Source organism: Microbacterium sp. P5_E9 (assembly GCF_054049175.1).
The window spans coordinates 170,516-195,106 of record NZ_JBFUMV010000002.1 but is presented as its reverse complement, the minus strand read 5'-3'; the positions used below and the strand labels follow the sequence as shown (position 1 = coordinate 195,106).

General features: G+C 68.6%; 1 protein-coding gene (running past one end of the window). It reads right to left on the bottom strand.

Features of this window, described 5'->3' with window-relative positions; all coding sequences use genetic code 11:
* Positions 1 to 24,591: the 5' portion of a Calx-beta domain-containing protein gene (locus tag ACXJ3V_RS04185; RefSeq protein ID WP_457099004.1), read on the bottom strand. The gene continues 7,440 nt to the left of window position 1, outside the view; only the first 24,591 of its 32,031 coding nucleotides appear in the window; the start codon lies at positions 24,589 to 24,591; its stop codon lies beyond the left edge, outside the window.

Here is a 24,591-nt window from a genome sequence, read left to right as displayed (position 1 = left end):
GACGTTGATCCTGGCGCCCGTGATGGTGGCGGGCGCGCAGGCCGGCTGGCCGCTCTTCAGCGTGATGGCGGATGCCGTGACCGAGTCGATCGTGTAGATCGTCGGTCCGCAGGCCGAGATCGTGATGCGCTGATCCTTGAGGAAGCCTTCGTCGATGAAGCTGCCGAGATCGCTGCCGTTCGCCCGGGTGAGGAGGAGTCCGTTGATCGTGAGGTTGCCCAGGAAGCGGCGGCTCGGGACGTCTCCGCCGATCACCACGTAGTTCGTCGGGGTGACGGTGTCGATGCCGACCTTGACGACATCGGCCAGTCCGTCGGTCACGAGCGCGATCTGCACCTGGCCGTTGGGGGCCATCGTCAGGCGGATCGTGTAGCTGTCGTTGCACGTGGCGGGGTTGCCGCACGGCGCCAGGACCGTGTCGGTGCCGGTCGGGATCGAGACGACGTTCGGGGTCTCGTCGTCGTAGACGAGCACATCGGTGCGCTGCTGGCCGCTGCGCAGGTTCGGGAACGGATAGGCGTTCGCGGTGGCCGTCGCGGTGCGGGTCGTGTCGAGCGTGTAGTTGATGACCGCCGTCGTCGGGTCGCCCGGGTCGTCGTTGACGCGCGCGTGCACCTTGATGCGGACCGGGATGTCCCAGTTGCTCGCATCGAACCAGATCGAGTACCAGGTGCCGGTGCTGTCAGTCGTCTTCACCCAGCGCGGGTCGACGACGGGCGACGGGATGCCGCTGAAGTCGAGCGTGATGAGGCGCTGGCTGTCGGCATCCATCGAGATCTTGACCCAGACGCGGTCCGACACCGCGGTGCCGGCCGGTGCCTTCGCGAGCGACAGCAGGATGTCGTCGGTGCGCTCGACGCCCGGCGCTCCTTCGATCACCAGGGTGCGCCCGTCAAGCACGGTGCCGCCGGGCGTGACCGGGATGGCGTAGACACCCGGCGTGTCGTTGTCGTACACGGTCGCGTTGACCTGGCGCACGGCGACGCCGTTGAACCGCTGGTCGGCCGAGATCACCGAGTGCTGGATGACGACGATGCGGTCGCCCTCAGCCCGGGGGTCGTCGACGGCCCAGAGGTACACGCGCTGTTCGACGCCGGCGGCCGAACCCGCGAGGAAGGTGAGGACGACGGCCCTTCCGTCCTCGTACACCCACTGCCCGTTGACGACGTGGCCGCGCTTGAACTCGTTGAGTTCGTCGCACTGCGCCGCGGTCGCGCCGACGCACAGCAGCACGGTGTCGCCGATGCCGTTGGGAAGCGGAGCAGGGTTCTGGAGTGTGCCGTTCGCCTCCTGCGACGGCGACCACGCGGCCGAAACCGTAACGTAGACGTTCGCAGACGGCATGACGGCGAGGGAGACCGCGTAGGACGCGATGGTCCCGATCGTCGACCCGCCGCCCTCACGCACCACCGTGCCGCCGGTGGCCTCGCGGATCACGACATTGCCCTGCGTGCCGGTCGCGACGTTGTACGGCATGCCATCGGTCGGCAGCCCGTTGTAGCCGGCGTCGGTGCCCGACGTCACGATGTGGTCGACGGCTCCGGAGAGGCCCTCGAGCTCGCGTGTCACGATGTCGGCGGTGACGTCGCCGCCGACGTTGATGCGGTCGGACCCGAGGCCGCCGATGACCCGGTAGGCCACGCCGAAGGCCGTCGAAAGAACGAAGAACTCGTCGTCGCCCTCGAGTCCGTCGATCTCGAGCACCTCGATCGTCGTGTACTTGACGTTGAGTCCCCCGCCGTAGACCGCCTTGTCGGTGATCGCGAAGTCGTCGGCGAACTCGGTGCCCAGAACGACGAGCTTGTCGAAGCCGGTCCCGCCGTCGACGTTCACCGGTGCGTTGACGTTGTACTGCACTTCGTCTTCGCCGCCGCCGGCGCGGATGTCGAGCGGTCGAGCCGTCGAGAAGCCGAGGCCGATGACCGGGACCGCGACGCCGTTCGCGTCGAGCGGGATGAGGTCGTCCTGCCACTTCGTGTTGTCGAGGTCGACATTGGAGCCGGGCAGGTGGGTGAAGGTCATGTGCGCGTCGGCGTTGTTGCATGTGCCGTCGCCGTTGTTGTCGGTGCGGCTGTAGTTCGGGACGGTCACCCCACCGCGGGTCGTGTAGGTGCCGATCACGCAGGTGCCGAACGGCGCCGTCGTCGGGAAGTCGCCGTTCGCAGGACGGTAGTCGACGTCATCGAGGCCGCAGCCGGCGATGCTGTCGGCGTTGGTGTCGCAGACCGCGGCGATCGCGAAGGCGCGGACGATGAAGATGTCGTTGTCGTCGTCGCCGTTGAGCTGCACCTCGGCCTGGTTCGAGTAGACCGTGAACCGGTCGTTGCCGGTGCCGCCGGTGGCGAGCAGCGGGGCGTGGGTGCCGGGGCTCAGCCATCCGCGCGTGGTCGCAACCAGTGCCGGGAACGTGTCGGCCGGCAGCAGAGCGCCGCCGTCGGGCGCCGCCTGGCTGTCGCGCTGCGTGCCGAAGATCTGACCGATCTGGAACGTGTCGTTGCCGGCGCCGCCGTCCAGCGTCATCGTCGCCTGCGTGTCGTCGACGTAGAAGGCGTCGTTGCCGCCCTGGCCGAAGACCGTGATGCGGCCGTTGATCGCGCGGTCGTAGTTGATCCGCTGGACGAGGGTACTCGGGTGAGTGGCGGGGTCGCGGTCACGATAGAGGCCGATGCCGCCGTCAGGGCTGTCGTTGCCTGCCAGGAGGGCGACGAAGGCGGGGTGGTCAGCCGGTTCGGTCGCGTTCGCTCCGCACGAAGCCGGGACTCCGGTCACCGCGAACGGCGACTCGTTGTCGATGCACGTGAGGGCGCGCATCAGGAAGATGTCGTCGGTCGTCGCGTCGGTGACGCCGACGCCCGGTGCGGCCTTGTCGTATCCGTAGATCGCGAGTTCGTCGACGCCGGCGCTCGGGGCGCCCGAGTCGAGCACGTTGATGACGTAGTTGCGGGTGCTGCCGTGGCTGCCGTTCGTGTAGATCGCGTAGTAGTCGGTCTCGCCCTGACCATCCAGGTTCAGGACGCGGCCGAACCCGGTCGCGTTCGCCGGGCTGGTGGCGACGCTCATCGTCTGCAGGTACCAGACCGTGATGCGGTCTTCACCGTCGGCGGTGAGCGATGCCGAGGTCGCGTTGCCGTGCACCGTCGTCTTGGAGCCGAGGAAGATGTAGCCCTGGCTTCCGAGCGTCGTCTTGGAACCGGTCTGGACCGTGTCGAGGCCCGACGGATCCCCGAGCTGGATGTTGTCGACATCGCTTCCGCCCCAGACGTGCGTCTGGTTCGCGGACGGGTTCGCGCTCACCGGCCGGCAGTCGCCCATCGGCTCGTCGCCGGGGCCGCCGGCTGCGACGTCACAGTCGGCGATGATGCTGCCGCGCAGGATGATCGACGTGCCCCACTCGGGGCCGGGGCTGCCCTGCGTTCCACCGCTGTCGGCGTTGCCGAAGTCACCGCGGATGTGGATCGAGAGGTTCGCGAGGATCTGGCTGTTCTGATGGGTCGTGATGTCGTCGCCGATCCGGAGCTCGACACTGCCGACCTCGGCGAAGACCGTGCCGTTCGTGATCACGCGGGGGGCGTCGAGGTCGGAGTTCGGACCGCGGCCGTTCGACTCTGCGAATCGGGCGTCGCCGCTCTTGATGAGGTAGAGGTCCTGATCGTTCGCCGCTGCCGTGCTGCCGGTGCGGTCGGGGACCGTCAGCCGGATGCTGCCGTTGAGCGAGTGGGCGAGCACGAGGCGGAGGTACTTGGCCGTCTCGGTGTAGGCGATGTCGCCGGTCGCTTCGAGGGCGACGTCGTCGCCGGCGGTGGCGAGCGAACTGTCGGACGTGCCGTTGAGGTTGTTGCCGCAGTTGAGGTTGACGCACTCGAACGGGGGCGCGCGGTTGGAGTCGACCATGACGTCCTTCGACAGCAGACCACCGATCGAGCCGCCGTTCGCATCCAGGTCGACCGAGTCACCCCGGATGTTGTCGGTGTCGGCGACCTTGGCGTTGATTATCGAGCCGCCGACCGTGCGAAGCGAGACGTTTCCGGTGCCGAGAGCGGCGCTGCCCGTCGTGAAGACTTCGAACAGCGGCATGTCGCCGGTGAGCTCGTCGAGGAAGATGCCCAGCGTGCCGCCGTCGGCATCTGTCGTGTCGTAGGCCTTCAGCACGCCGTCAGCCGGCGATGCCCAGGCCGTCGCGCCGATGAGCGCTGCCGTGTTGATCTCGAGGAAGTCGGTCGGAAGGCCGATTCCACCGAACAGACCTGCAAGACCCGCGTGGAGCGTGATGTTGATGCCTGTGACGTCGATCGTGGGACGGTGGTCCGCATCCAGAATCCGCTCCGGGGAGTTCAGCGTGACATCGCCGTTGGTGGAATGGATGTGCCCGACGAGCATGTCGCCGGCGAGCTCGGTCGCGGTGATGTCGCCGTTCGTGCGGATGAAGATCTGCGACACGTTGGTCGAGCCCATTCCAGGGTCATCGGCCGCGCCGGGCGCACCGCCCGTCCACGCGACATCCGTGTTGATGACGATGTCGATGGTGGTGTCAGGCGTCGTGTCGGCGGTGACGACGTGCGTGGCGCTGTCGATCGCCGACGTGAAGCAGGTCTTCGGCTCCTCGCCGCCGGTGGTTACGTGGCAGATGTCGATATCGTCGCCGGCGCGCACCTCGGTGAAGTTGTAGGTCGAGTCGATCTCGCCGTCGTTGTCGGTGCCAAGCGCACGGAGGATGTGGATGAGGTTCAGGTTCGAGACATCGGGACGGAAATGCGTCTCGTACTGACCAGAGCCGGTGCCGCAATCGCCCGGGTACGTCCCGGCGCAGTCGCCGCGCTCGATCGAGTCGCCGTCGTTGATCGCCGGAGTGAACGTCGACGGGAAGGTGAAGCCGTAGTACGTCGATGTGGCGGCGGGATCGTACTGGTCGACGACGACGAGGACGAGGCCGGTCGGGTCATCGCCGTTCTTCGAGTCGTTGAGCACGATATCCACATCGTCGCCCGCACGGATCCGGTCGATCACGATCGTGAGGGCGCTTCCGAGTGCCTCATCCGTCCGGCGGAAGAACGTGAGATCGATCACGGCGTCCTTGCCTGCGTCGACGGTGACGACCGGCACCTTCAGGCACGGCGCGCTGCCGGTGCAGAAAGTGGCGTCGGGGTGCTTGTAGAACACCAGTTCGACCTCGATCGGGTTGCGCTCGCCATCGGGGTTCGCGTGGGTGGGGCTCTGGTGGCCGATATCGCCGTGTGGCGCGTCGAGATCGAGAACATTCGTGCGGATGAGCTCGTGGCCGGATCCGGAGAGGATGTCGCCCGACGCGTTGAAGATCTCCGTCTCGCCCAGGGGGTTCTCGATGTAGTCGTCGAGGCGGATGAACGGGTTGCGGACCGGGCAGGTGAAGGCACAGGTGTTGTGGACCTGCACGAAGGTGGGCGGGAAGGTGTACTTGATGTCGAAGTCGAACGTCGTGTTCGGGTCGCCCTCCGACAGACTCACGTTCGCAGCGCTGCCGTTCGTCCAGATCTTGTCGACGCGGATGTCGATCCGCGGCGGGTTCAGCGTGTTGACCACATCGATGATGTTGGTCACGAGGTTGAGGTTCGAGGCGTTGAGGATGCGGACGTAGTCCCAGGTCTGCTGGAACTCGAAGCGTCCGACCGCTCCCCAGATGTGGCCGATCGTGCCGCTGACCGATGAAAGGTCGTTGGCCAGGAACCGCGCACGGGCACCGTGGTCGTAGACGATGTCGTCGACCGTGGCTGTCGTGCCTGACAGGGCGCCCTGGGTGTGGGTGTCGGTGAACGGGTTGTCCTCGTAGCAGTGCCCCGCGTTGTCGCACACTTTGACGTTCACGATCTTCGTGATGTTGCCGCTGCCGTCGATCTCGAGGACCGGGTTGGGCTCACCGAGCATGATGACGCGCACCTCCCAGAAGATCTCGCGCGTGAGGCTCTGGTTGTCGCCCGGCTCGAGGCCGTCGTTGCCTCCGTCGAGGAGACCGCCGGAGGTGGTGGCGTGGCGGCGGAGCTGCGTGACCTGGTCGTTGACCTGCACGGTCAGGTCGGAGGTTGTGATGACGGCGAGGTTGAAGCCCAGGACCTTGGCTTCGAGGGTGGGGTGCAGCCGACCATACGAGTCGGTGTCGCCGCCACCGCAGTCGCATTCCGCGTAGGCGTCGGAGTTGAAGTCGATCGCCAGCCACTCCGCGAGGATCGCGGTGTCGACCTGACCAGTGATCGCGACGTTCGGCTTGAGCGTCGTCCGCGTTGAACCCACGACGGTGATCTCGGAATCGGCATCCGAGTCCGCTCCGAGCGCGATCGCGTACGTGTAGGTGTGCGCGTAGGCCTTTGCGGAGTCGACGAACGCGCCGATGCGAGTGTGCCGACCGGTGAGGCTGCCGCCGACCTCGGTGAGCGTCTCGGCGTGCCCGCGCAGATCGGCGGCATCTGTGCAGATCGTGACGTCGCACGACCCGATGAGCACGTTGGCTTCGGTCTCGGCATCAGCACCGAGGCCGCCGACGTCGGCGGTGGAGTCCGAGAACCCGTCGAACGATGTGTGCGACTCGACGGCGAGGTGGTTCCCGGCGAGAAGCGTGCCGTCGGAAGTGGTCTTCGTCGTGTAGCCACCACGGGCGTCCGTCGAGCCGAACGAGCCCCCGACGAATCCACCCTGCTGAGTCGAGGCCAGCACCTTGGGGTGCAGATCGGAGTGCGCGGCGATGGTGAGGTCGTCGGTGGCGGTGATGGTCGCACCGGCCAAGACCGTGATGTCGTTGTCGACGAGGGTCGTCGCGCGGGCGGCGGAATCGCCGATCGAGATCGCGCCACCGCCCGCGTTGCCCGCAATGCCCTTTGCCAGGCCGGTGGCGTGGGTCGTGATCTCAACATCGGCACCCGAGATGTGGGCGTTCGTCCCGACCGACACACTGACGGTCACGGAAGTGCTCGCGGCAGAAGTGGCCTTCGAGACGTTGATCGCACCGCCGCCGCCACCGGCGGCCGACGCCGAGATGACACCGTCGGACGAGCTCGTCGCGCCCGACGGCCCGCCGATCCCGTTGAGCTTCTGGATGCCGCTCGTCGCGCCGATCTGGAGGATGAAGCGCTGCGCACCACTGCCGTTGCCGGTGAGGTTCAATCCCTCGACCCGGAAGATGTGCGGGTACCCGCCGCCGTCGCTGAGGTTGATCGCGGTGCCGCCGAACGTGTTCGACAGCTGGAAGTTGGTGCCATCGGCCCCGACGACGTAGTACCCGTGCCCGTCGTCGAGGTTTCCGATCTCGAAATCCGTCACGGCGTGGAGCTGGTGACGGACTGCCGCGAATTCGGATGTGATGTTCGGAGTCAGCGGGATGAACACGACCGACGCGCTTCCCGGAGCCCCGTCGTCACCGCCGATGCCACCGGAGAAGCTGCTCTGGCAGCCGTTCGTGTTGACCGCGATCCCGCGGGCCGCGCAGTAGCTGCCGGCGAGCCTCAGGTGCTGGCCGTCGACGCGGATCACGTAGTAGGTCGAACCGCTGAAGAGTCCGCCGATGGGCTTGCCCGTGTCGCTCGCGACGTACATGACGGGCGTGCCGCTCGCCGGGACCGTGTCGTCGATCGATTGGTTGCCGTCCTGGTCGAGGCTCACGTTTATCACGCTGCCGCTCACCGCGACCGACGAGAACGTGCCTGCCGGCGGTGCCGTGTGGTACGTGACGTACTGGCCGTTGGTGAACCCGCCCGCGATCTTGTCGTTCGTGGCGTCGACCTGGTCGCCCGTGATGATCACCTGCGGCGGGTTCGTGACATCGACTGTGGTCGACTGCAGCTTCAGCCGGGTCGCGTCGATCCGGTACACCTTGTAGACACCCGAAGCCAGCCCGCCGATCGCGCCGCCGACGGCCTGGTAGAAGATGAGGTCGCCGGTCACGAAGTGGTGGGCTTGGCCGCCGAAGTCGATGATGTCGGTGACGGGATCGACCGTGACGGCGCCCTCGACGATGTCAGGCGTGGCCGGGTTGTCGAAGGTGAACTCGAGACCGAGCTGCAGGGTCTGGTCACCGGTGACGATGACGTTGATGCTGCGTCCGTCGAGCCCGGCCGCGATCGGGGTGACGGCGCCTTGCGTGCTGTAGACGACGAGCTGGCCGGTGTAGGCGTTGTGCTTCAGTGCGAACGAGATCGTGTTGCCGGATACGGTCGCCGCGTCGAAGCTGCCGTCCGAGCTGGGCGCCGGCGGCTGGTTGCTGATCGCATCGATCTTGACGTCACCGCTCGTGCTGGTGATCGAGGCTCCCCCGGTCACCACGATGTTGACCGTCGGGTTCATCGACGCGTTGGCGCTGTAGGTCGAGATCCGCAGCAGGCCACCCGAGACACTCGAGGTCGCGGCGTCGGCGTCGTTGAGACTCTCGGCCTTCGCCGAGATCGTTCCCGAGGTGAGGATGACGCTGGACGCCCCGCCGAGGGTCGTCTTGAGCTTCGGCGATCCCTTCGCAGTCGAGTTGGAGCTGGAGAGCTCGAGCAGCCCACCACCCGCGTTGTCCATCGCAGCGCGCGCGAGATCCTCTGCCTTGGCGAGTACCACGAGCGACGATGCACCGCTCGAGGTTCCACCGTTGACGACCCGGACATGGCCGAGCAGGTTGGCCTCGGTCGTGCCCTTGGACTCCGCGGTCGGGTTCGCTGCAGGGGCCACGCTGATCAGGCCGCCCTGCGTCCGGTCGAAGCGGGCGAGGGAGTAGTTCCCCGACAGCGACTCGAGCGTGACCGTGCCCGATGCCGCCGCCAGGGTGGCGTCGGCCTCGACCTCGGCCTTCGTGGTCGCCTCGGCCACGGCATCCAGGCTCGCCGTCCCGATGGCGAGAAGCAGGGACCCGCTGACCATCTTCGAAGACGCTTCAACCACGTTCGACTTGAGGAACTGGCTGCCGTCGAAGTTGTGCCACGCCGAGACCGTGACGCTGCCCGTCATCGACCGAGCCGTTCCTGAACCGGTCACCGCGGTGCGGATGCTGGAGGTGTCGGTCGCATCGACATCGGCGGTGCCCACCGCGGCGAGCGCCGCGAGCTGCAGCGCGTGGTACTCGGCCGAGGCGGAAGTGCGGGCATCCGAGCGGATCAGGACCGTCCCACCCGCGACGAGGTTCCCCCCGATCAGAGTGTTCACCGTGACGGCGACAGTGGCTTCCTGATTTCCGATGTTCGCCGCGGCTCCCAGTGCCCCGCTGAACCCGCGGCCCTTCGTCGACGCGCCGGCGCTGACGATGCTCCGGATGTCAGCAGACCCGATCGTGCCCGAAACGCCGTAGAAGCCGGCGCTGACCGTGCCGCCGGAGGTCGCCTTGCCGCTGACGAGGCCGATGCCGGCACCGAGACCCGCCGCCAGCGAGAATCCATCGACCTGGCTGTCACCGAACGACCGCGCCGTGATCGTGAGCGCGCCCGCAGCGCTGACGGACGTTCCACCGCCGACTGCGGCGGCGACGATCGGAGAGTTGATCGCCTCGGCCTTCGCTCCCGCCACACCCTCGATCAGAGACGCCGATCCGAGCGAGACTCGCGCGAACGCCGGCGCGACGGTCGTCGGCGTGTTGTTGCCGATGATCGTGTTGTAGGTGTGCTGGGTGCTGATCGGCGTGCCGTCGGCGGCGACGTTCGACCGGGCGACCAGCGTCACGGAGCTGCCCGAGAGTGAACCGCCGTTGACCGTATAGGCACGGATGGCCGGCCGCAGATCTGCCTTGGTGGAGGTCAGGCCCGCCGAGAAGCCGAGCCCCACTGAGAAGCCGGTGGCATCGGCGATCGCGGTCACCGTCGCAGCGGCGTCGAACAGGAGCGGACCGCCGTTGGCTGTGGCCTGCGCGAGGTCACCGAGGTACGCCGCGATCGACGGCGTGGCGGTTGCGGTCGCTTTCACCACACCACCCGCAACGCCCAGCCCGATCCCCACGGTGAGGGCGTTGGCGAGCACGTGCGCGGTGTAGGCGGTCTTCACCGCGATGCCGGCTGCGCCGCTCGTCGTGACGCTCGTAGGGTCGAGTGCATCGGAAGCGCTGCTGCCGTCAGCCGGCCCGATCCAGCTCGCGACATAGGTCGTGTCGCTCGTCGCCAGCGACACACCCGCGACGCTGGCGATCGAGACGCCGACGCTGGTGCTCGACGCGGTCGGCGAACTCGTGCCGCCCGCCGTCATCGTCACGGATCCGGCCGTCACGTCGGCACGATCGTCGATGTGCGTCGTGATGCTGCCCGCGGTCGTGGCGAGGAGATCGACCAGGCTGATCGAGATCGGCGAGATGCTCACCCCGGTGGTCTTCACATCGGCGTTGCCGAGGCGAGTCGCCGTCACTGTGATGGCGCCCGATCCCAGCGTCACCGTCTCGTCGAAGCCGATGTACGCCTCGACCGTGCCACCGACGGCTGCGCGCGGCTTGGCTTCGAGAATGTCGACGAGGAACGAGAAGCCCACCATCTCGGCTTCGGCCGAGGCATCCGGCGTCGCCATCGCCGTGATCGTCAGCGACCCGGCCTGCACCGACTTGCTGTTTCCGACGAAGGCCCGCGTGATTCCGTTGGTGCGGGCATCGGGCTGGAGCAGCGAGACCTTGAGCACGCCGACCCCGAGACCGCCGACCTTCGCGGTCGCATCGTCGTCGCTCGTCGCGCTCACGACCACCGCACCCGAACCGACGTTCGCTCCTCCGAGTGCTGCTTCGGTGGTGGAGGTGACCTCGGCGAGCGCGTACGCGAGACTCACGGCGACGAGACCGATCGTCACCATGCCGGACGCGTCGGCGAGCGCAGTGTTGTGCGAGTTCGACGTTGCCGAGGCGGACGTGCCGCTGGTGACCTGGCCGAGGTAGCTGGCGCGCGTCGACCCGCCCACGGTTGCGTGCGGCATCTTGAGATCCACGGCGATGAGGCTCGCCGTCGGACCATCGGAGTCTGCGGTGGCGTTGTAGGTCGAGTCCGCAGTCACGATGAAGGCGCCGGTCGACCCTGCCGTGCCGGCGTCCCCGCCCGCGATGGTGTCGCTCGTGATCTGCGCCTCGGTGCCACTGGCGTTCACGGCGACGCCGCCGAAGCTCGCGAAATCGGTGGTGGCGATCGCGTCGACCTCTGCGTCGGCATTGATCGTGATGGCCGAGGAAGCGCCGATCTGACCGTTCAGCTTGGCCCTCACCGAGCCCGAGACGATGGCCTTGCCATTGGTGAGGCCGAAGGCCGCGCCGAGCCCGCCCGTGGCGCCGCGGATCTTCGACTCAGCGACGTTCTGATAGCCGCGAGCCCCATCGACGAGGTGCGCGTCGATCGTGATCGCGCCGGAGACGAAGACGTTGGCGTTGGTGTCGACGAACGCATCGGTGTCGCCCGAGACCGTCGCCTGCGATGCGATGACGGTGACGCCCGCACCGAGGCTGACCGTGATCACGTTCGTATCGGTGAGCGCGTCGTTGCTCGCGATCGCCGTCACGGCCAGGCTTGCCGTCTTCGTCGGCGTGTTGCCGACGTCGCCGTCGAACGAGGCCTTCGTCGAGCCGGCGATGGTGACGAGGCTCTTCTGCGCGCTCACCGCGATGAGGGCGGATGCCGAAACCGCGGTCGTCGTGGCGGATGCGACGTTCGTCGCGGTCGCCGTCACCGAGACGGCACCGCCCGGTGCGCTGACCGCCGAGTTCGCGAGCACGAGCGCCTCGGTGTCGGCGGTTGCGGAGATGCGGGCATCCGCGATGTTCACCGCGATCGCGCCGAGGCCGCCGATCGAGACGATGAGCACATCGCTGGTCGCCGAGTTGTGGCTCAGGGCAGCGACGTTCACGCCGGCGGCGCCGGCGGTCAGGTTGCCCTCGACGCTCGCCCGCGTCGCGGCCGCGACCTCTGCGATCGGAACCGAGACGGCGACTCCGAAGAGAGCACCGCCGGCGCCCATACCGGTCTTGACCTTCGCGGTGTTGGTCGACGTCGCAGTGAATGCGATCGCGCCGGTGCTCGTGACCTGCTGGTTGTTGTTCGCGTCGGACGACGTGGCTTCGACGACAGCTGCGGCACCGAGCTGCGCGATCGCGACGCTCACGGCGATGCCGGCGAGTCCGGCCGCGGCGACGACGACGAGGTCGGACTTGACGTAGTTGGTGCCCGTGGCGCTGACCGTCACGGACGCGGAGCTCGTCACATTGCCGTCGAGGTGCGCCCTCGTGGCTCCACCGCTGTAGGCGAGGGCCGCGAAGACCGAGGCGCTGGCGAAGAGGGAGGCTGCCACGTTCGTGCCCTTGGCGATCGCCTCGTTGCGCTGGTTCGCGCCCTTCATCTCGGCGATCACCCGCACCGTGCCGCTCGAGGCGAGGGATGCGACATCCGTCACGAGCGCGGAGATGTCCGCGCCGTCCGAGATCGTCGCGGATGCGACCGCGACGGTGACACCGACGCCGGAGATGCCGATCACCAAGACGTCGGCGATCGCGCGGTTCTCGGCGATCGCGTGGACGTAGATGCTGGTGGATCCGGAGACCGTGCCGCTGATCGTGGCCGTGGTGTGTCCTGAGACCGTCGCGATGGGGATCATGGCGGCGATCGCGGCGATGCCGATCGCGATGCCGGGCGTGTTGGCCGTGACGACGTTGCGGGCTTCGGCCTCCACCAGGACAGCGCCGCCGGCGTTGAGCGAGCCGCCGAGCTCCGCCTCGGTGTGCCGCGAGCTCGTGGCCATGTTCAGGGTGAAGCCGACGGCGATCGCGCCGGTTGCGACGTTCACCGTGTTCGCCTCGATCGGAGCACGGTCGCCCCAGGCCCTGACGGTCACTCCCCCGCCGAGCACGCCGCCGCCGGTGGCGCGGGAGGCCGCCCGAGTGGTGCCGGAGTACTCGATGATCGCGACGATGCCGCTGAGTCCGCCGAGGACGCCGCCGACGATGCCGATGGCCCAGGCCGTAGGAGTGAAGTGGTCAGTCGCGGTGACCGAGATGGCGCCGATGGATCCGCCGCCGCCCAGTGCGACGATGCCGATGTCAGCGGTGGTATTGCCCGACACATCGATGACCGAGACTGCAGCTCCGATGCCGGCCGCGGCGAGCGTGATGCCCACGGCATACCCGGCCACGTCCTTGTCGGAATCAGCCGAGACGAAGATCCCCCCGCTGGCCCGCGTGATCGCGGCACCGGTGTCGATGTGGGCGTTGGTCTTCGAGGTGTCGGTCAGGACCAGGATCTGCCCGGCGAGGGCCACCAGGCCGACCGACCCGGTGACCGCGAAGATGTCGATGTCCTCGTCGAGTTCGGCGGTGACCGTGATCGCAGCGGCTGCGGACACGGCTGCGGTGCTGTAGATGCCCGCGTCGACGTTCCCGGCAACGGTGAGGATGGCGATGCCTGCGCCGACCGCACCGGCGCCGCCGGCCACCGCGCCCGCGAGCACGAACACGTCGGTGCGCTCCCGGGCCGTCACATCGACGCCGCCCAGCAGGGAGTGGACTCGACCGTAGATGCCCGAGGAAACGCCTGACGGCGGCGCGGGCTGCGTGAACCGGTCGGATGTCGGGCTGGTCGCGGAATACGACCCGCCTACGGCGGTGTCGGATGCCGCCGCCCCGCCGGTCACGCGGAAGCGGTAGTCGTCGTCGGCGAGTGCCCACCTCGTGGTGTCGAGCGTCGGGTTCGAGCCCGAGACGAAGTTGCTCTTCGCGCGGTAGTGGTGTCCGGCGAAGGTCACATAGCTGCCCATCGTGTAGGCGTGGGCGGTGACGAACGCGGCCGTGCTGTCGGCCGGGGCGCCGTCGAGCGCGGACTTCCAGCCGTCCTTGACGCCGTACCAGTGCGAGTTGTGCTCCGGGTCGGCCTCATTTGCCGCGACGGCGGCGGTGGCCTGGTACTTCGTCCCGTTGTAGGTGACGTAGGCGCCCTTCGCGTACGACGACGGGCCGTTCCACAGCGGGGCCGGCGCGTCGCTGCCGTTGCCCGAGGCGACCTGGTCTGCCTGGTGCTGCCCGTCGGTTCCCTCGCCTGAGGTCGCGGTCTTGGGCACGTCCTCCACCCAGATCGCGCTGTTCGATCCCGGGGTGACGCCGGTGCTGTTGTTCTTGGCGACCCACGTCTTGCCGCCGAAGGTCACGACATCGGCGGTCTTGTAGGCGACCGTGTTGACCCACGGTCCGCGCTTCGGTCCGTTGGCGTCGCTCGAGTACGAGGCGGTGGGCGCTGTTCCGATCGACCACACCGATACGGCGCCAGCGACGCCGACGAAGCCGCCGCCGACCGAGACGGCGTACGACTGCACGTTCTTGATCCCGAGGGCGTTGACCTTTACTGCGGCGTTGGCCCAGACATCCGTCCCCGTCGCGAGGTACGCGGTGACCGAGATCGAAGCGACGCCGATGTCGATGCCACCCGCCGCGCCGACGAAGCCGCCCGCCACGCCGCCGGCGAACGTGATCGAGTCGAACAGATCCGTCGCGGTGACCGACACGCCCTGCGCGTTGCTCACGCCGGCGATGATCGAGTCATCGGCCAGGTTCAGAGGCGTGCCGTTGTCGTTCCGGTTCACTGTCGTGCCCAGGTCGACGTAGGCCTGTGTCGTCACGGTGAAGACGTTGACCCCGATGTTCGCGGTGACGCCGACGAATCCTGCGCCGACACCTGCCACGAGCCCGAAGAGCTTCTCGCTCGACTGCGATTGGACGACGAGGCCACGGAAGGTCGCGACCGGGAATCCGCTGGCACCGATCGTTCCGATGACGACCCCGGTGAGCCCGCCACCCAGCGCCTTGACGATCACCTTGTTGTTCTGACCGAGGTACGCCTTCGTGGTCTTCTCGACTACGGCGACGCCGACCCCGACCCCGACGCCGACGTAGCCGGCGGCAATCGAGGCGGTGATGAGGATGAGCTTCGAGGCGCTGTTCGCGAAGACGCCGATGTTGTTGTCGGCGCGCAGCGTGACGCCGTCGCCGGTGAAGGCGTTTGTGAACTCCTTGATGACGGTGACGCCGACGGTGCCGGCGACGCCGACGGTGCCGCCGCCGGCAGCTGCATTGACGGAGACGACGGAGTCGGTCGCGGTGGCGATGATCTCGATGTTGTTCTTCGCGTTGACAATCGCGTTCGCCGCGATCGAGGCATCCGTGTGCAGCTCGACGACCCGGACGGCTGCGGAGGCGCCGACGCCGGCCGATCCGCCGATGGCGATGGATGCCGCGATCCCGAGGGTGCGGAAGTTGTTGACCGCCGAGACCAGCACCGACTGGCCGCCTTCGGCGGAGCCGCTGTTGGCGCTGCAGGCGACATCGAGGTCTGCGCAGTTGATCTTGGCGCCGGCCCCGATCGTCGCGGAGGTGTGGACGGTGATCACGGCGATCGAGCCCGAGAGGCTCACCGCCGCCGTCCCTGCGCCGCCCGCGGCGATGCCGATCGAGCCGAGGTAGTCGCTGTTCGAGGCGGTGACCGCGACGCCGCCGAAGCCGGTGCGTACGGGGGCGTCGATGATCTGGGGGCCGACCTCCGAGCCGGGTCCGGCGGGCAGCATGCCCGACGGCACCAGGCTGTGCGAGCGGCCGCTGCCGGTCGAGGTGAAGTCGATCGGAGTGCCGCGGGCGATGTCGGAGGGAGTGTTGCAGTCGTCCTTCTTTCCTGTGGCCTCGCACTTGGTGCGGACCAGCTGCACGTGGTTCAGATCCACGAGGCCGCCGAGGGACGGAGTGAAGAAGTAGTAGGTCGCTCCGTCGACGAGTCCGCCGATCGGGGTGCCGCCGCCCGCGCTGTAGATGACCGGGTCGCCGTTGCGGAGGTCGAGGGGGGTCTTCTCGACGGTGGCGCTTCCCTCCTCGTCACGGAAGAGGTCGTAGGGAAGGACGAGGTAGTTGCCACCTACGCTGACAGCGCGTTCTGCGGTGAAGCGGGGGGATACATCGGACTTGACGCCGGGCTCGGTGGTGGACACGAACCGGTGGTTCTCGCCCATCTTCGCGCCCGCGGGCAGGGTGAGCCCGGTGACCAGCTTGCCGGGGGCGCAGGAGTATTCACTCGACCCGGGCGCGACCGGAGGCCCGCGCTCCGTGCAGAGCTTGATCGCCGTCGACGACAGCGGGATCAGCACGACGTAGTAGGTCTTCCCATCGACCAGGCCCCCGATCGGCACACCGCCGCCGGCGTCGTAGACGACCTGCTGACCGTTCTTGAACCCGTGGTTGTAGCCGAGGTTGATGGTGGCTCCGTCGCCCTGCACGCCCTTGCCGTCGAGCGGCGAGCCGCTCGGGAACGGCACCGGCCAGCCGCCCTGCGTGCCACGCGGATCGAAGCGGATGTCGGTGCCCGTCGTCGCGTAGCTGCCCGCGTTCACGCTGGTGTGGGTCATGTGCCCCGCCTGTGCGAGCCCCGTGACCCGGGCGTTCGCGCCGATGGTTGCCGTGGTCGTCTTCGTGACGACCGGCACTGCCACGCTGGCGCCGACGGCCGCAGTGCCGCCGACCGAGATGTTGCCGGCGATCGAGAAGAGGGTCATGGCGTCATCGGCCATGACGAGCACGTTGCCGCCGGCGCGCACATCGGCGCCGCTGCCGATCGAGGCGGTTGTGGTGATGGTGATGACCGGCACGGTGACGTTGACGTTGACCGCGGCCGTGCCGCCGCCACCGCCGCCGACCGAGATCGACTTGAAGTCTTCCTTCGAGGTCGACTGCACCACGACGTCGCCGTTGGCGCGGACGATCGAGTTCGTGCCGATCGAGGCGGCCGTCGTCTTGTCGATGGCCTGCACGTCGACGCCGACGCCGACGCCGGCTGTGCCGCCGACGGCGATGACGCCCGCGAGGTCGAGGGCGCTCGTCACATCGGACGCCTTCACGACGACATCCTGAGTCGGGTTCGCGGTGACGTTGGTGCACCCTCCGCCGACGCAGTTGACCTTGACGCTGCTTCCGATCGCCGCCGTCGTCGTGTCGCTCAGGACGAAGATGCTGACCGAGCCGCCGACGCCGACCGAGTTGCCGCCTGCCCCGCCGACGGCGAGCAGCAGGTAGTCGCCTTCTTGGAGCGCCTCGACAGTCAGGTCGTCGCCGGCCCGCACATCGGCTCCGTCGGCGATCCGCGCGGTCGCGACGCTGTCGCGGACGACGACGGTGACGGCTGCGCCGATTCCGGCGCCGCTCGTCGAGACGGCCAGGTTGCCGCTCGAGAGATCGGCGTTGGTGAGCTTCTTCGCGTGGACTGTGACGTCGGCTGCGGCATCCACGAGCGAGTCGCCGATCTGCGCGAGCACCTGCGGGTTTGATCCGCCCTGGTTCGAGACGACGACGAGCACCGCGCCGGCCACGGCGGCGTTGCCACCGCTGACCGCGCCCGCGATGGCGAGGACGAACCAGTCCTCACTCGAATCGGCCTTCACCTCGACGGTGCCGCCCGCGCGCACCGCGGCGCTGTCGCCGATCCAGGCTCGCATGTCGGAGTTCGAGATCTCGACGACGACAGTGATGCCGACACCGGCCGAGCTCTTGCTGAGGGCGAGAGCGCCGCCGACGTTGTCGATCGTGATCGAGTCGGACGCTGCGACGGTGACATTCTGGCCCGCGCCGCCGAGTACCCCCTCCTGGTTGATCTCCGCGCCATCGGCGATCCAGGCCCGCGTCGAGAGGTTGAAGATGTCGACGATGAACGAGCCCACCACTGCCGCGCCACTGTCGCTCGCCCCACCCGCGATGGCGACGTTGGTGAGCTTGAGGAAGTCGATCTTGCCGGCGAGCGGCTTCGGAACCTTGGGTACGAGCGAGTCGAGCGACGCGGTGGCCGTCACCGCGATCGTGCCGGAGGCGTCAGCCGACGTGTGGTTGACGGCTGTCGAGTCGACCCATGCCCGAGTGTTGACCTCGAGGTAGTTGACGAGGAACGCTCCGCCGATCGCTGAGCCCGATCCGGTGGACAGTGCGCCGGCGATCGCGAGGTTCTGCAGGCCCATCGGCTGCTTCGCATCCACCGTGATGTCACCGGCAGGAGCGTCGATCTCGGCTCCGATGCCGATCGATGCCTCCGTGGTCAGGAGCGTGATCTGGACTGCGGCGCTGCCGGCGACCGACGTGCTCTTGCCGCCGCCTGCCGCGAATGCCCAGACGATGAAGTCATTGCGCACGCCGTCGGGAACCGACGCGCGGACGGTCACCCCGGTGTGGCCGGTGAGGTGTGCGCCGCCGCCCACGATCGCGATGTTGTCGACATCCTGGACGTTCAGGCCGATCGCGGCGCCAACCCGCGATCCGTCATGCTCCAGGTCGATCGCCGAGCCCATCGCGAAGGCGTTGGCGCCGAGGGTGAACAGCGAGATGACCGAGAGGGCTCCGGTCGTCGCGGTGACCGTCGTGCTCGCGGCGATGCGGGCGGTCGACGATGCCACAAGCCAGTTGACCGCGACCGCGGCGGCGACTTCGGTCGTGCTGCTTCCGCCGGAACTGGAGGAGCTGGACGACTGGCCAGACTGCCCCGCCTGCGCGTTGTTGGCGCCCTGTGCGCCGTTCGAGCCGTTCGTGCCGCCGTTCGACGTCGGCATCGAGGCGGTCTGGGTCTTGGTGCCCTGGGTGTTCGCGTTGTCGCCGTTGACCGCACCGGTCGACTCCTGGTCGCCCGACTTGCCGCCGTCGTCCGACGACTTCGCACCCTTCGCGCTGGCGACCGACTTGGCCTCGGTGAGGGCGACCGAGGTCGCGACGACGTCGACGGCCGTCCCCTGGGCGTTGCGGGCGATCTCGGCGAGGGTCTGCCAGCCCACGATCGCGTTGACGATGACGATGGCGCCGACCGCCGTCTTCTTGCCCGCGGCATCCGCTCGTCCCTCGGTCTTGACCCACATGGTGTGGGTGGCCTTGACCGCGATCGCGCCGGTGCCGACGTACGCGGAACCGGTGCCAAGCCGGCCGGTGACGTGGTCGTCGACGCTGATGACGAGTGCGACGACAGGGGTGACCGCGGTCTCGCCCGCCGTGCCGCCCTCGGCCTTCGTGGCCATGTCGCGGAAGCCGATCGCCTCGATCGTGAGGCCGGCACCCCCGTTCACCGTGGCGCCGTCGGCGACCTCGGCCGTGACGGTGCTGCCGTCGATGAGCTGCAGCACGAACGATGCCCCGACGCCCGTCGCGGATCCCACCTTCGCCTTGCTCGTCGCCGTCGCCGAGTCGCGCTCGTTGCTCTGCGCCGTGATGGCGGATGCCGCAGTCGAGAGCGTCACGACGGCTCCCACGGGAACGATCGCCTCGACGTGCGTGTGGAGGATGTTGATCGCCAGCGCCCCGGCGACGCCGACCTTCTCCGACTTGCTCACGCCGGCGCGCGCGGTCGAGGTGACCTCGTGCTCGAACAGCCGGAACAGCTGGTCGGCGGTCGGGGCCGTCGGCAGCACATCGCCGTCGGTTACCGACGCGGACCCCTGGATGACCCAGGTGTGCTGGTCGTCGCGCTTGTAATAGCCGACGGCGTTTGCGCCGTCCGCCTTGGTGAGGTGGAACCAGGCGTCTTCCTCGATGTCGTCCTTGGGGAGCTGGCTCTTCTGCTCGACGACGTACTTGGTCACGAACGTCCAGGTGGTGCCGACGAGCTTCCAGACGCTCCCCGCGGGGTGTCCGTCCTTCTCGAAGCCGAGGATGTACCAGCCGGCGGTGGTCGGGAGGTCTGCTTCGGAGTCGATCGGCTCGGCATCGGTCAGGGTCTGGTTCGTCTCGATCGCCCAGTCGCTGCCGTCGAACTTGTACAGCCCGTCGTCTCCGCCCGTGGTCTCGTCGCCGTCGCCGTTCGTCTTGACGAAGTAGAGGTCGTTCTTCGAGGGGCCAGGCAGCTGCTCGCCGGACTCGACGATCTCCCAGCGCTTCGCGGTGTCGTTCCAGCGCCGTACGACGTCGTCCTCGTCGCCGTCGAGCATGCCCGCCGTCAGGATGAGCCCCGTAGCCGTGATCGTCGCGGCGCCGGTCGTGGCGCGCACCGTGATGTCGACGGCCTGCACCACGACGCCGGCGCCGATGCCGACATTGCCCTTCGTGGCGGAGTCGCCGCGGGCCTCGGCCGACGAGTCGGTGTCGCCGCGGGCTTCGAGTGTCACAGCGCCCTGCGCGGTAACCGTGATGAGGTCGGCGAACCAGGCCCGGGCAGTGCCCGAGACGACGGCGATCGCGATCGCGCCGGCGATCGAGAGTGACGCTCCGCTGTTGCCACCCGTCTTGTCCTGACCCGTCGATGCCTTGGGCGTCTCGGAGGTCGACGTCGTGCCGCCGCCATTGGTGGACTTGGTCGTCTTGGCGTTGTCGAGGTTGCCATCGGCCTTCTCGTTGACGTCCTTGCCGCCGGGCTCGTCCTTGCCCTCCTTCGGGTCAGCGCCCTGGGCAGAGGCCTCGGCGACGGTCTTGGCGTCGATGCGCTGATGAGCCGTGAACGAGACCGCCCCGCCGACGGTGAGGCTGCGCGCACTGCCCGAGTCGACCGAGACGTCGTCGAGGATCGCGAGGGCCAGCGAGACGCCGATCCCGGCGGTGGATCCGGCGGTGGTCGAGCCCTTGGAGGTGGTCTCAGCGCTGACTTCCTGCGAGGCAGAGGCGGTGATGCTCGACGCGGTGAGCGGAGCGGTGCTTCTGCCGAGGGAGGCGCTGGTGCGGATGACCGCGAGGACGATGGCGACCGAGGGGGTGATCGAGACCTTGTCCGAGCCGGCTCCGGCTTCGGATTCGGTGGTGAGTTCGACTTCGTGCGTGGCAGTGATGGTCAGTGCTCCAACGCCACTGAGGGGGGGACCCCGCGTCGGGTCGGTCACCGGGCTGATGCCCGCGTACACCACGTGCGTCGGCAGGTTGAGGGCGATGGCGGCGCCAATGCCGACCGATCCGTCGCCGGACTGGGTCGCCTTCGCGGAGGCCTTGTCGGAGCTCTTGGAGCCCGCGGTGATGGCGACCGCTCCCCCGCCGAGGATCGCGACACCGGGGGCATGTCCGCCCACGGGGGGCAGCGGAGTCGAGTCGTCGGCGTCGAGCACGGCACGCGTGGTCTCGTTGGCGATGTTGAGCGCGAACGCAGCCGCCACACCGAGCGTTCCACTGGTGTTGGAGGCGCCGGCCTCGGCACTCGCCTCAAGCGTGTGGGTGCCGTCGGCCTTCATCTCGGCCGTGATCGTGAGGCCGGTCGCCTGCAGGTACGAGCCCACTCCCACGCCCGCCAGCGTGGTGATCGTCACCCAGTTCACGGCGACCGCTGCGCCGATGCCGACGCTGCTCGAGTTCGTGGCGGTGCCCTTGGCTGTGGCCGAGGCATCCGTGTCATTGCGGGCGATGAAGGATGCCGTGCCCGGCGTCGTGAGCGACCAGCCGTCACCGAGCTTGGCGGTCACCGTGGAATCCACGATGTTGAAGGCGATCGCGGCGGCGACCGAGACCTTCGTGCCGCTGTCGTCCTTGGCCTCGGGCGTCGTCGTTCCGGCACCCGCGCCGCCCGAGTTGCGCGAGGCGGCCTTGCCGAGCTTCTTGTCCGACTTCTGGTTGACGTCGTCGCCGGTGCTGTCCTTGCCCGTCGAGGTTCCGCCGCTCTCCTTCTCGGCCTCGGCACCGGCGGCGCTGGCCTCGGCCGAGGTGGCCGTGGTCGACACGCCCTCGGCCGTCAGGCTGACGGGGCCGCCCGCAGCGACGTTGCGGCCTATCGACGCGTCGGTCAGGTGGTCGGCGCTCGTCAGCGCGAACGAGATCGTCGCTGCGAGTGTGGCGCCGCCTCCGGCCTCGGTCGCGCCCTCGGCCTTGGTCGTCGCCTTGGCGGTCTGGTCGGCCTTGGCGGTCAGGCCGCCCGCGAGGGTGAGCACCGAAGCCGGGGTGGGACCCGCGAGGATCGAGGCCCGGGTGTGCACGTTGTGGATCGCGACGCTTGCGACGCCGGTGAGCGAGGCTGAAGTGCCGCCCGCTGCGCCGCCCTTGGTCTCGGTCGTCGCGTCGTCGACGCCGGTCGCCTCGATGAAGAGGCCGGAGATGCCCGCCGCCGTGGCCCCGGACACGATGCCGGCGAAGATGTCGTTCGTGATGAGACTGATCGCGACGGAGGCGCCGATGCCGACCGAGCTGCCGCTGTCGCCGCCGGCCTCCTGCTTCGAGGTCGCCTTCGCATCGCTCTTGTGGCTGCCGCGCGCCTTGAGCGCGAGGTCCGCGCCGCCGAAGGTGCCGGTCGTGCCGCGGAGGTCGGCCGTCGTCGCTGCGGTGATCTTGTTGAGCGAGAGCGAGCCGGCCGCGGCGACCGCTCCGCCCGAGGCCTTCTTGCCCGAGATCGAGGTGGCGGTGAACGAGCTCTCACCGGTCGCAGGCCCCATCGCCTCGACGGTGATGCCGCCGGACGTGGCCGTGAGTACGGCGCCGTCCAGGAACGCGTGCGTCGTGAGGTCGATGATGTTCACCGCGATACCGACGCCGACGCCTGCCCCGCCACTGCCGTCCGTCGTACCGCCGTCGGCGAGCGACGTCACGGTGTTCCCGCCCGTGGCCGAAACCTTCTGGGCGCCGGTCGTCGTGACCTTCGCTCCGACGATCCGTCCCGTCGTCGCCGTGGTCAGGATGCCCACCGACAGCGCGCCGGCAACCGAGATCGATCCGGAAGCCGGGGTGCTGTCCGCCGACCCCGCGTCATCGGTCTTGGCCTGACCCTTGGCCCGGTCCGGGTCGTTGGCCGGCTTGCTGTTGTTCTGGGCACCGCCCTTGCCGGCGTTCGAGGTGGCAGTGACGCTGCCGGTCTGCGCGGCCACGAGGTTCAACGAAGCGGCCGTCGTCGGTGCGGCCGAGGTCGAGATGATCGCGGCATCCGTCGTCTGCGACAGGTTGACCACCGCGATGCCTGCGCCGCTGGTCGCGTTCTTCGCATCCGCGATGCCGGAGACGACCGCGGTGTTGGTCGCCAGCACGTCGAGCACTCCGGTCGCGACCACCTTGGCTGTACCGGCGAGAAGGCTGATCGCGGACGCCGTGACCGTGACGATCGCGACAGCTGCATCGACGCTGTTCGCGCTCGAGTTCCCGCTGGCGTCGCTGCCGTCGCCTTCGTCCTTGGCCGCATCCGATCCGACGTTCGCGCCGGCGGTGACGTCTGACGTCGAGGCGAGCGACGTCTTGCCGCTCGAGGTGACGGTCGCCGAGCCGCCCACGGTGACGGCCGCCTGCGAGTCGACGATCGCCAGATCCCCGTACTTCTTGTTGAGCTCGAAGGGGCCGACGGTCGAGGTCGCGGTGAGAGACACGTCGCCTCCGGTGGCGGTGACGATCGATGTGCCGTTCACCGTGACCGATGCCTTCGATGACACGTTCGCGACGTACGCGGTGGCGTGGCCCTCGTTCGGATCGACTTTCGCGTTCGCGGTGAGCGAGACGGCCCCGGCCGTGAGTGTCGAGTTCGTCACCGCGATGCTGACGTCCGCGCAGTGCGTGACGGGGAACGTGCAGGAGAGCAGGTTCGGGTCGGTGACCGTCGCGTTCTCCGCGGTGAATCCGATCGACCCTGCGCTGACGGTGGCACCGTCGATGACGATCCGCTCGAAGGCCGCGAGGAAGGCCGCGATGCCGAGGCTGATCGCGCCCTTGATCGTGAGCTTGTCGTTGCCGCCGCCACCGGAGATGCTCAACGTCGTCCCACCAGCCGTCGGGGCGGTGAACGACGTGCTCTCGAATCCCGCGTTGAGGCTCTTCAGCCACAGGATCGTCGGGTCGACGCTGTCCGGCGTGAGCTCTGCGTCGTCGTCGCTGCCAGTGAGCGCGAAGGTCGCACTGCCACCGGCGCCGCTGTTCGCGATCGGCTCGATGCCCGAATACTGGACGGTGGTGCCCCCGAAGACGAGCGAGCCGGACGAGCCGTCGACCGCATACGATTCGAAGCCCCCGACGTTGCCTTTCGTGACGAGCGTGTCGTAGCCGACCGCGCCGTCGAACCAGATCGTGATGCCGGGGTCCGTGCCGCCGAAGTCGACCGTGAATGTGTCGTCGCCGCCACTGCCGGTGACGCGGATCTCCGAGATCTCGGCGAGCGGCCGGGTCTGACCCTCGAAGGTGACGGTGCCGTCGCCGTTGAAGACGAGGGATGCCGCGGTCCCGGTCATCACCAGGAGCCACGGCGTGGGAGCGGCGGGAGCATCGCCGGCGGGGGTCGGGTCGGCGGGAGCCGGGTCACCGGCGACGGAAGGGTCGGATGCCGGATCTGCCGGAGCGGGGTCGGCCGGAGCGGGGTCGCTCGAGGCGGGCACGACGGCGGCCGGATCGGCCGGAGCGGGATCCGCCGGGGCGGGGTCTGCCGGAGCAGGATCCGCGGGCGCGGGTGCGGCGGGAGCAGGCTCTGCGGGTGCGGGATCTGCCGGCGGTGGCGCGGTTGCGACGACCGCGGGGTCGGCTGGCGGGGTGGCTGCCGGGTCGGTGGCGGTTTCGTCGAACGGGCGCACGTTCAGGTACGCGGCCGCTCCGACCACGCTGGCCGGCGCGGCTGCGCCCTCGACCGAGACCGGCACACCCGAAGTCGGCGCCGATGCGGCGACCGTGGGTACCGGCGAAACGACCAAGCCGCTTGCGGCCGGGGCGGTCAGCGTGAGTGCGACGACGAGGGCGGTGAAGAACGCGAGCGCACGAAAAGTCGCGCTCTCCGAGCGCTCCAT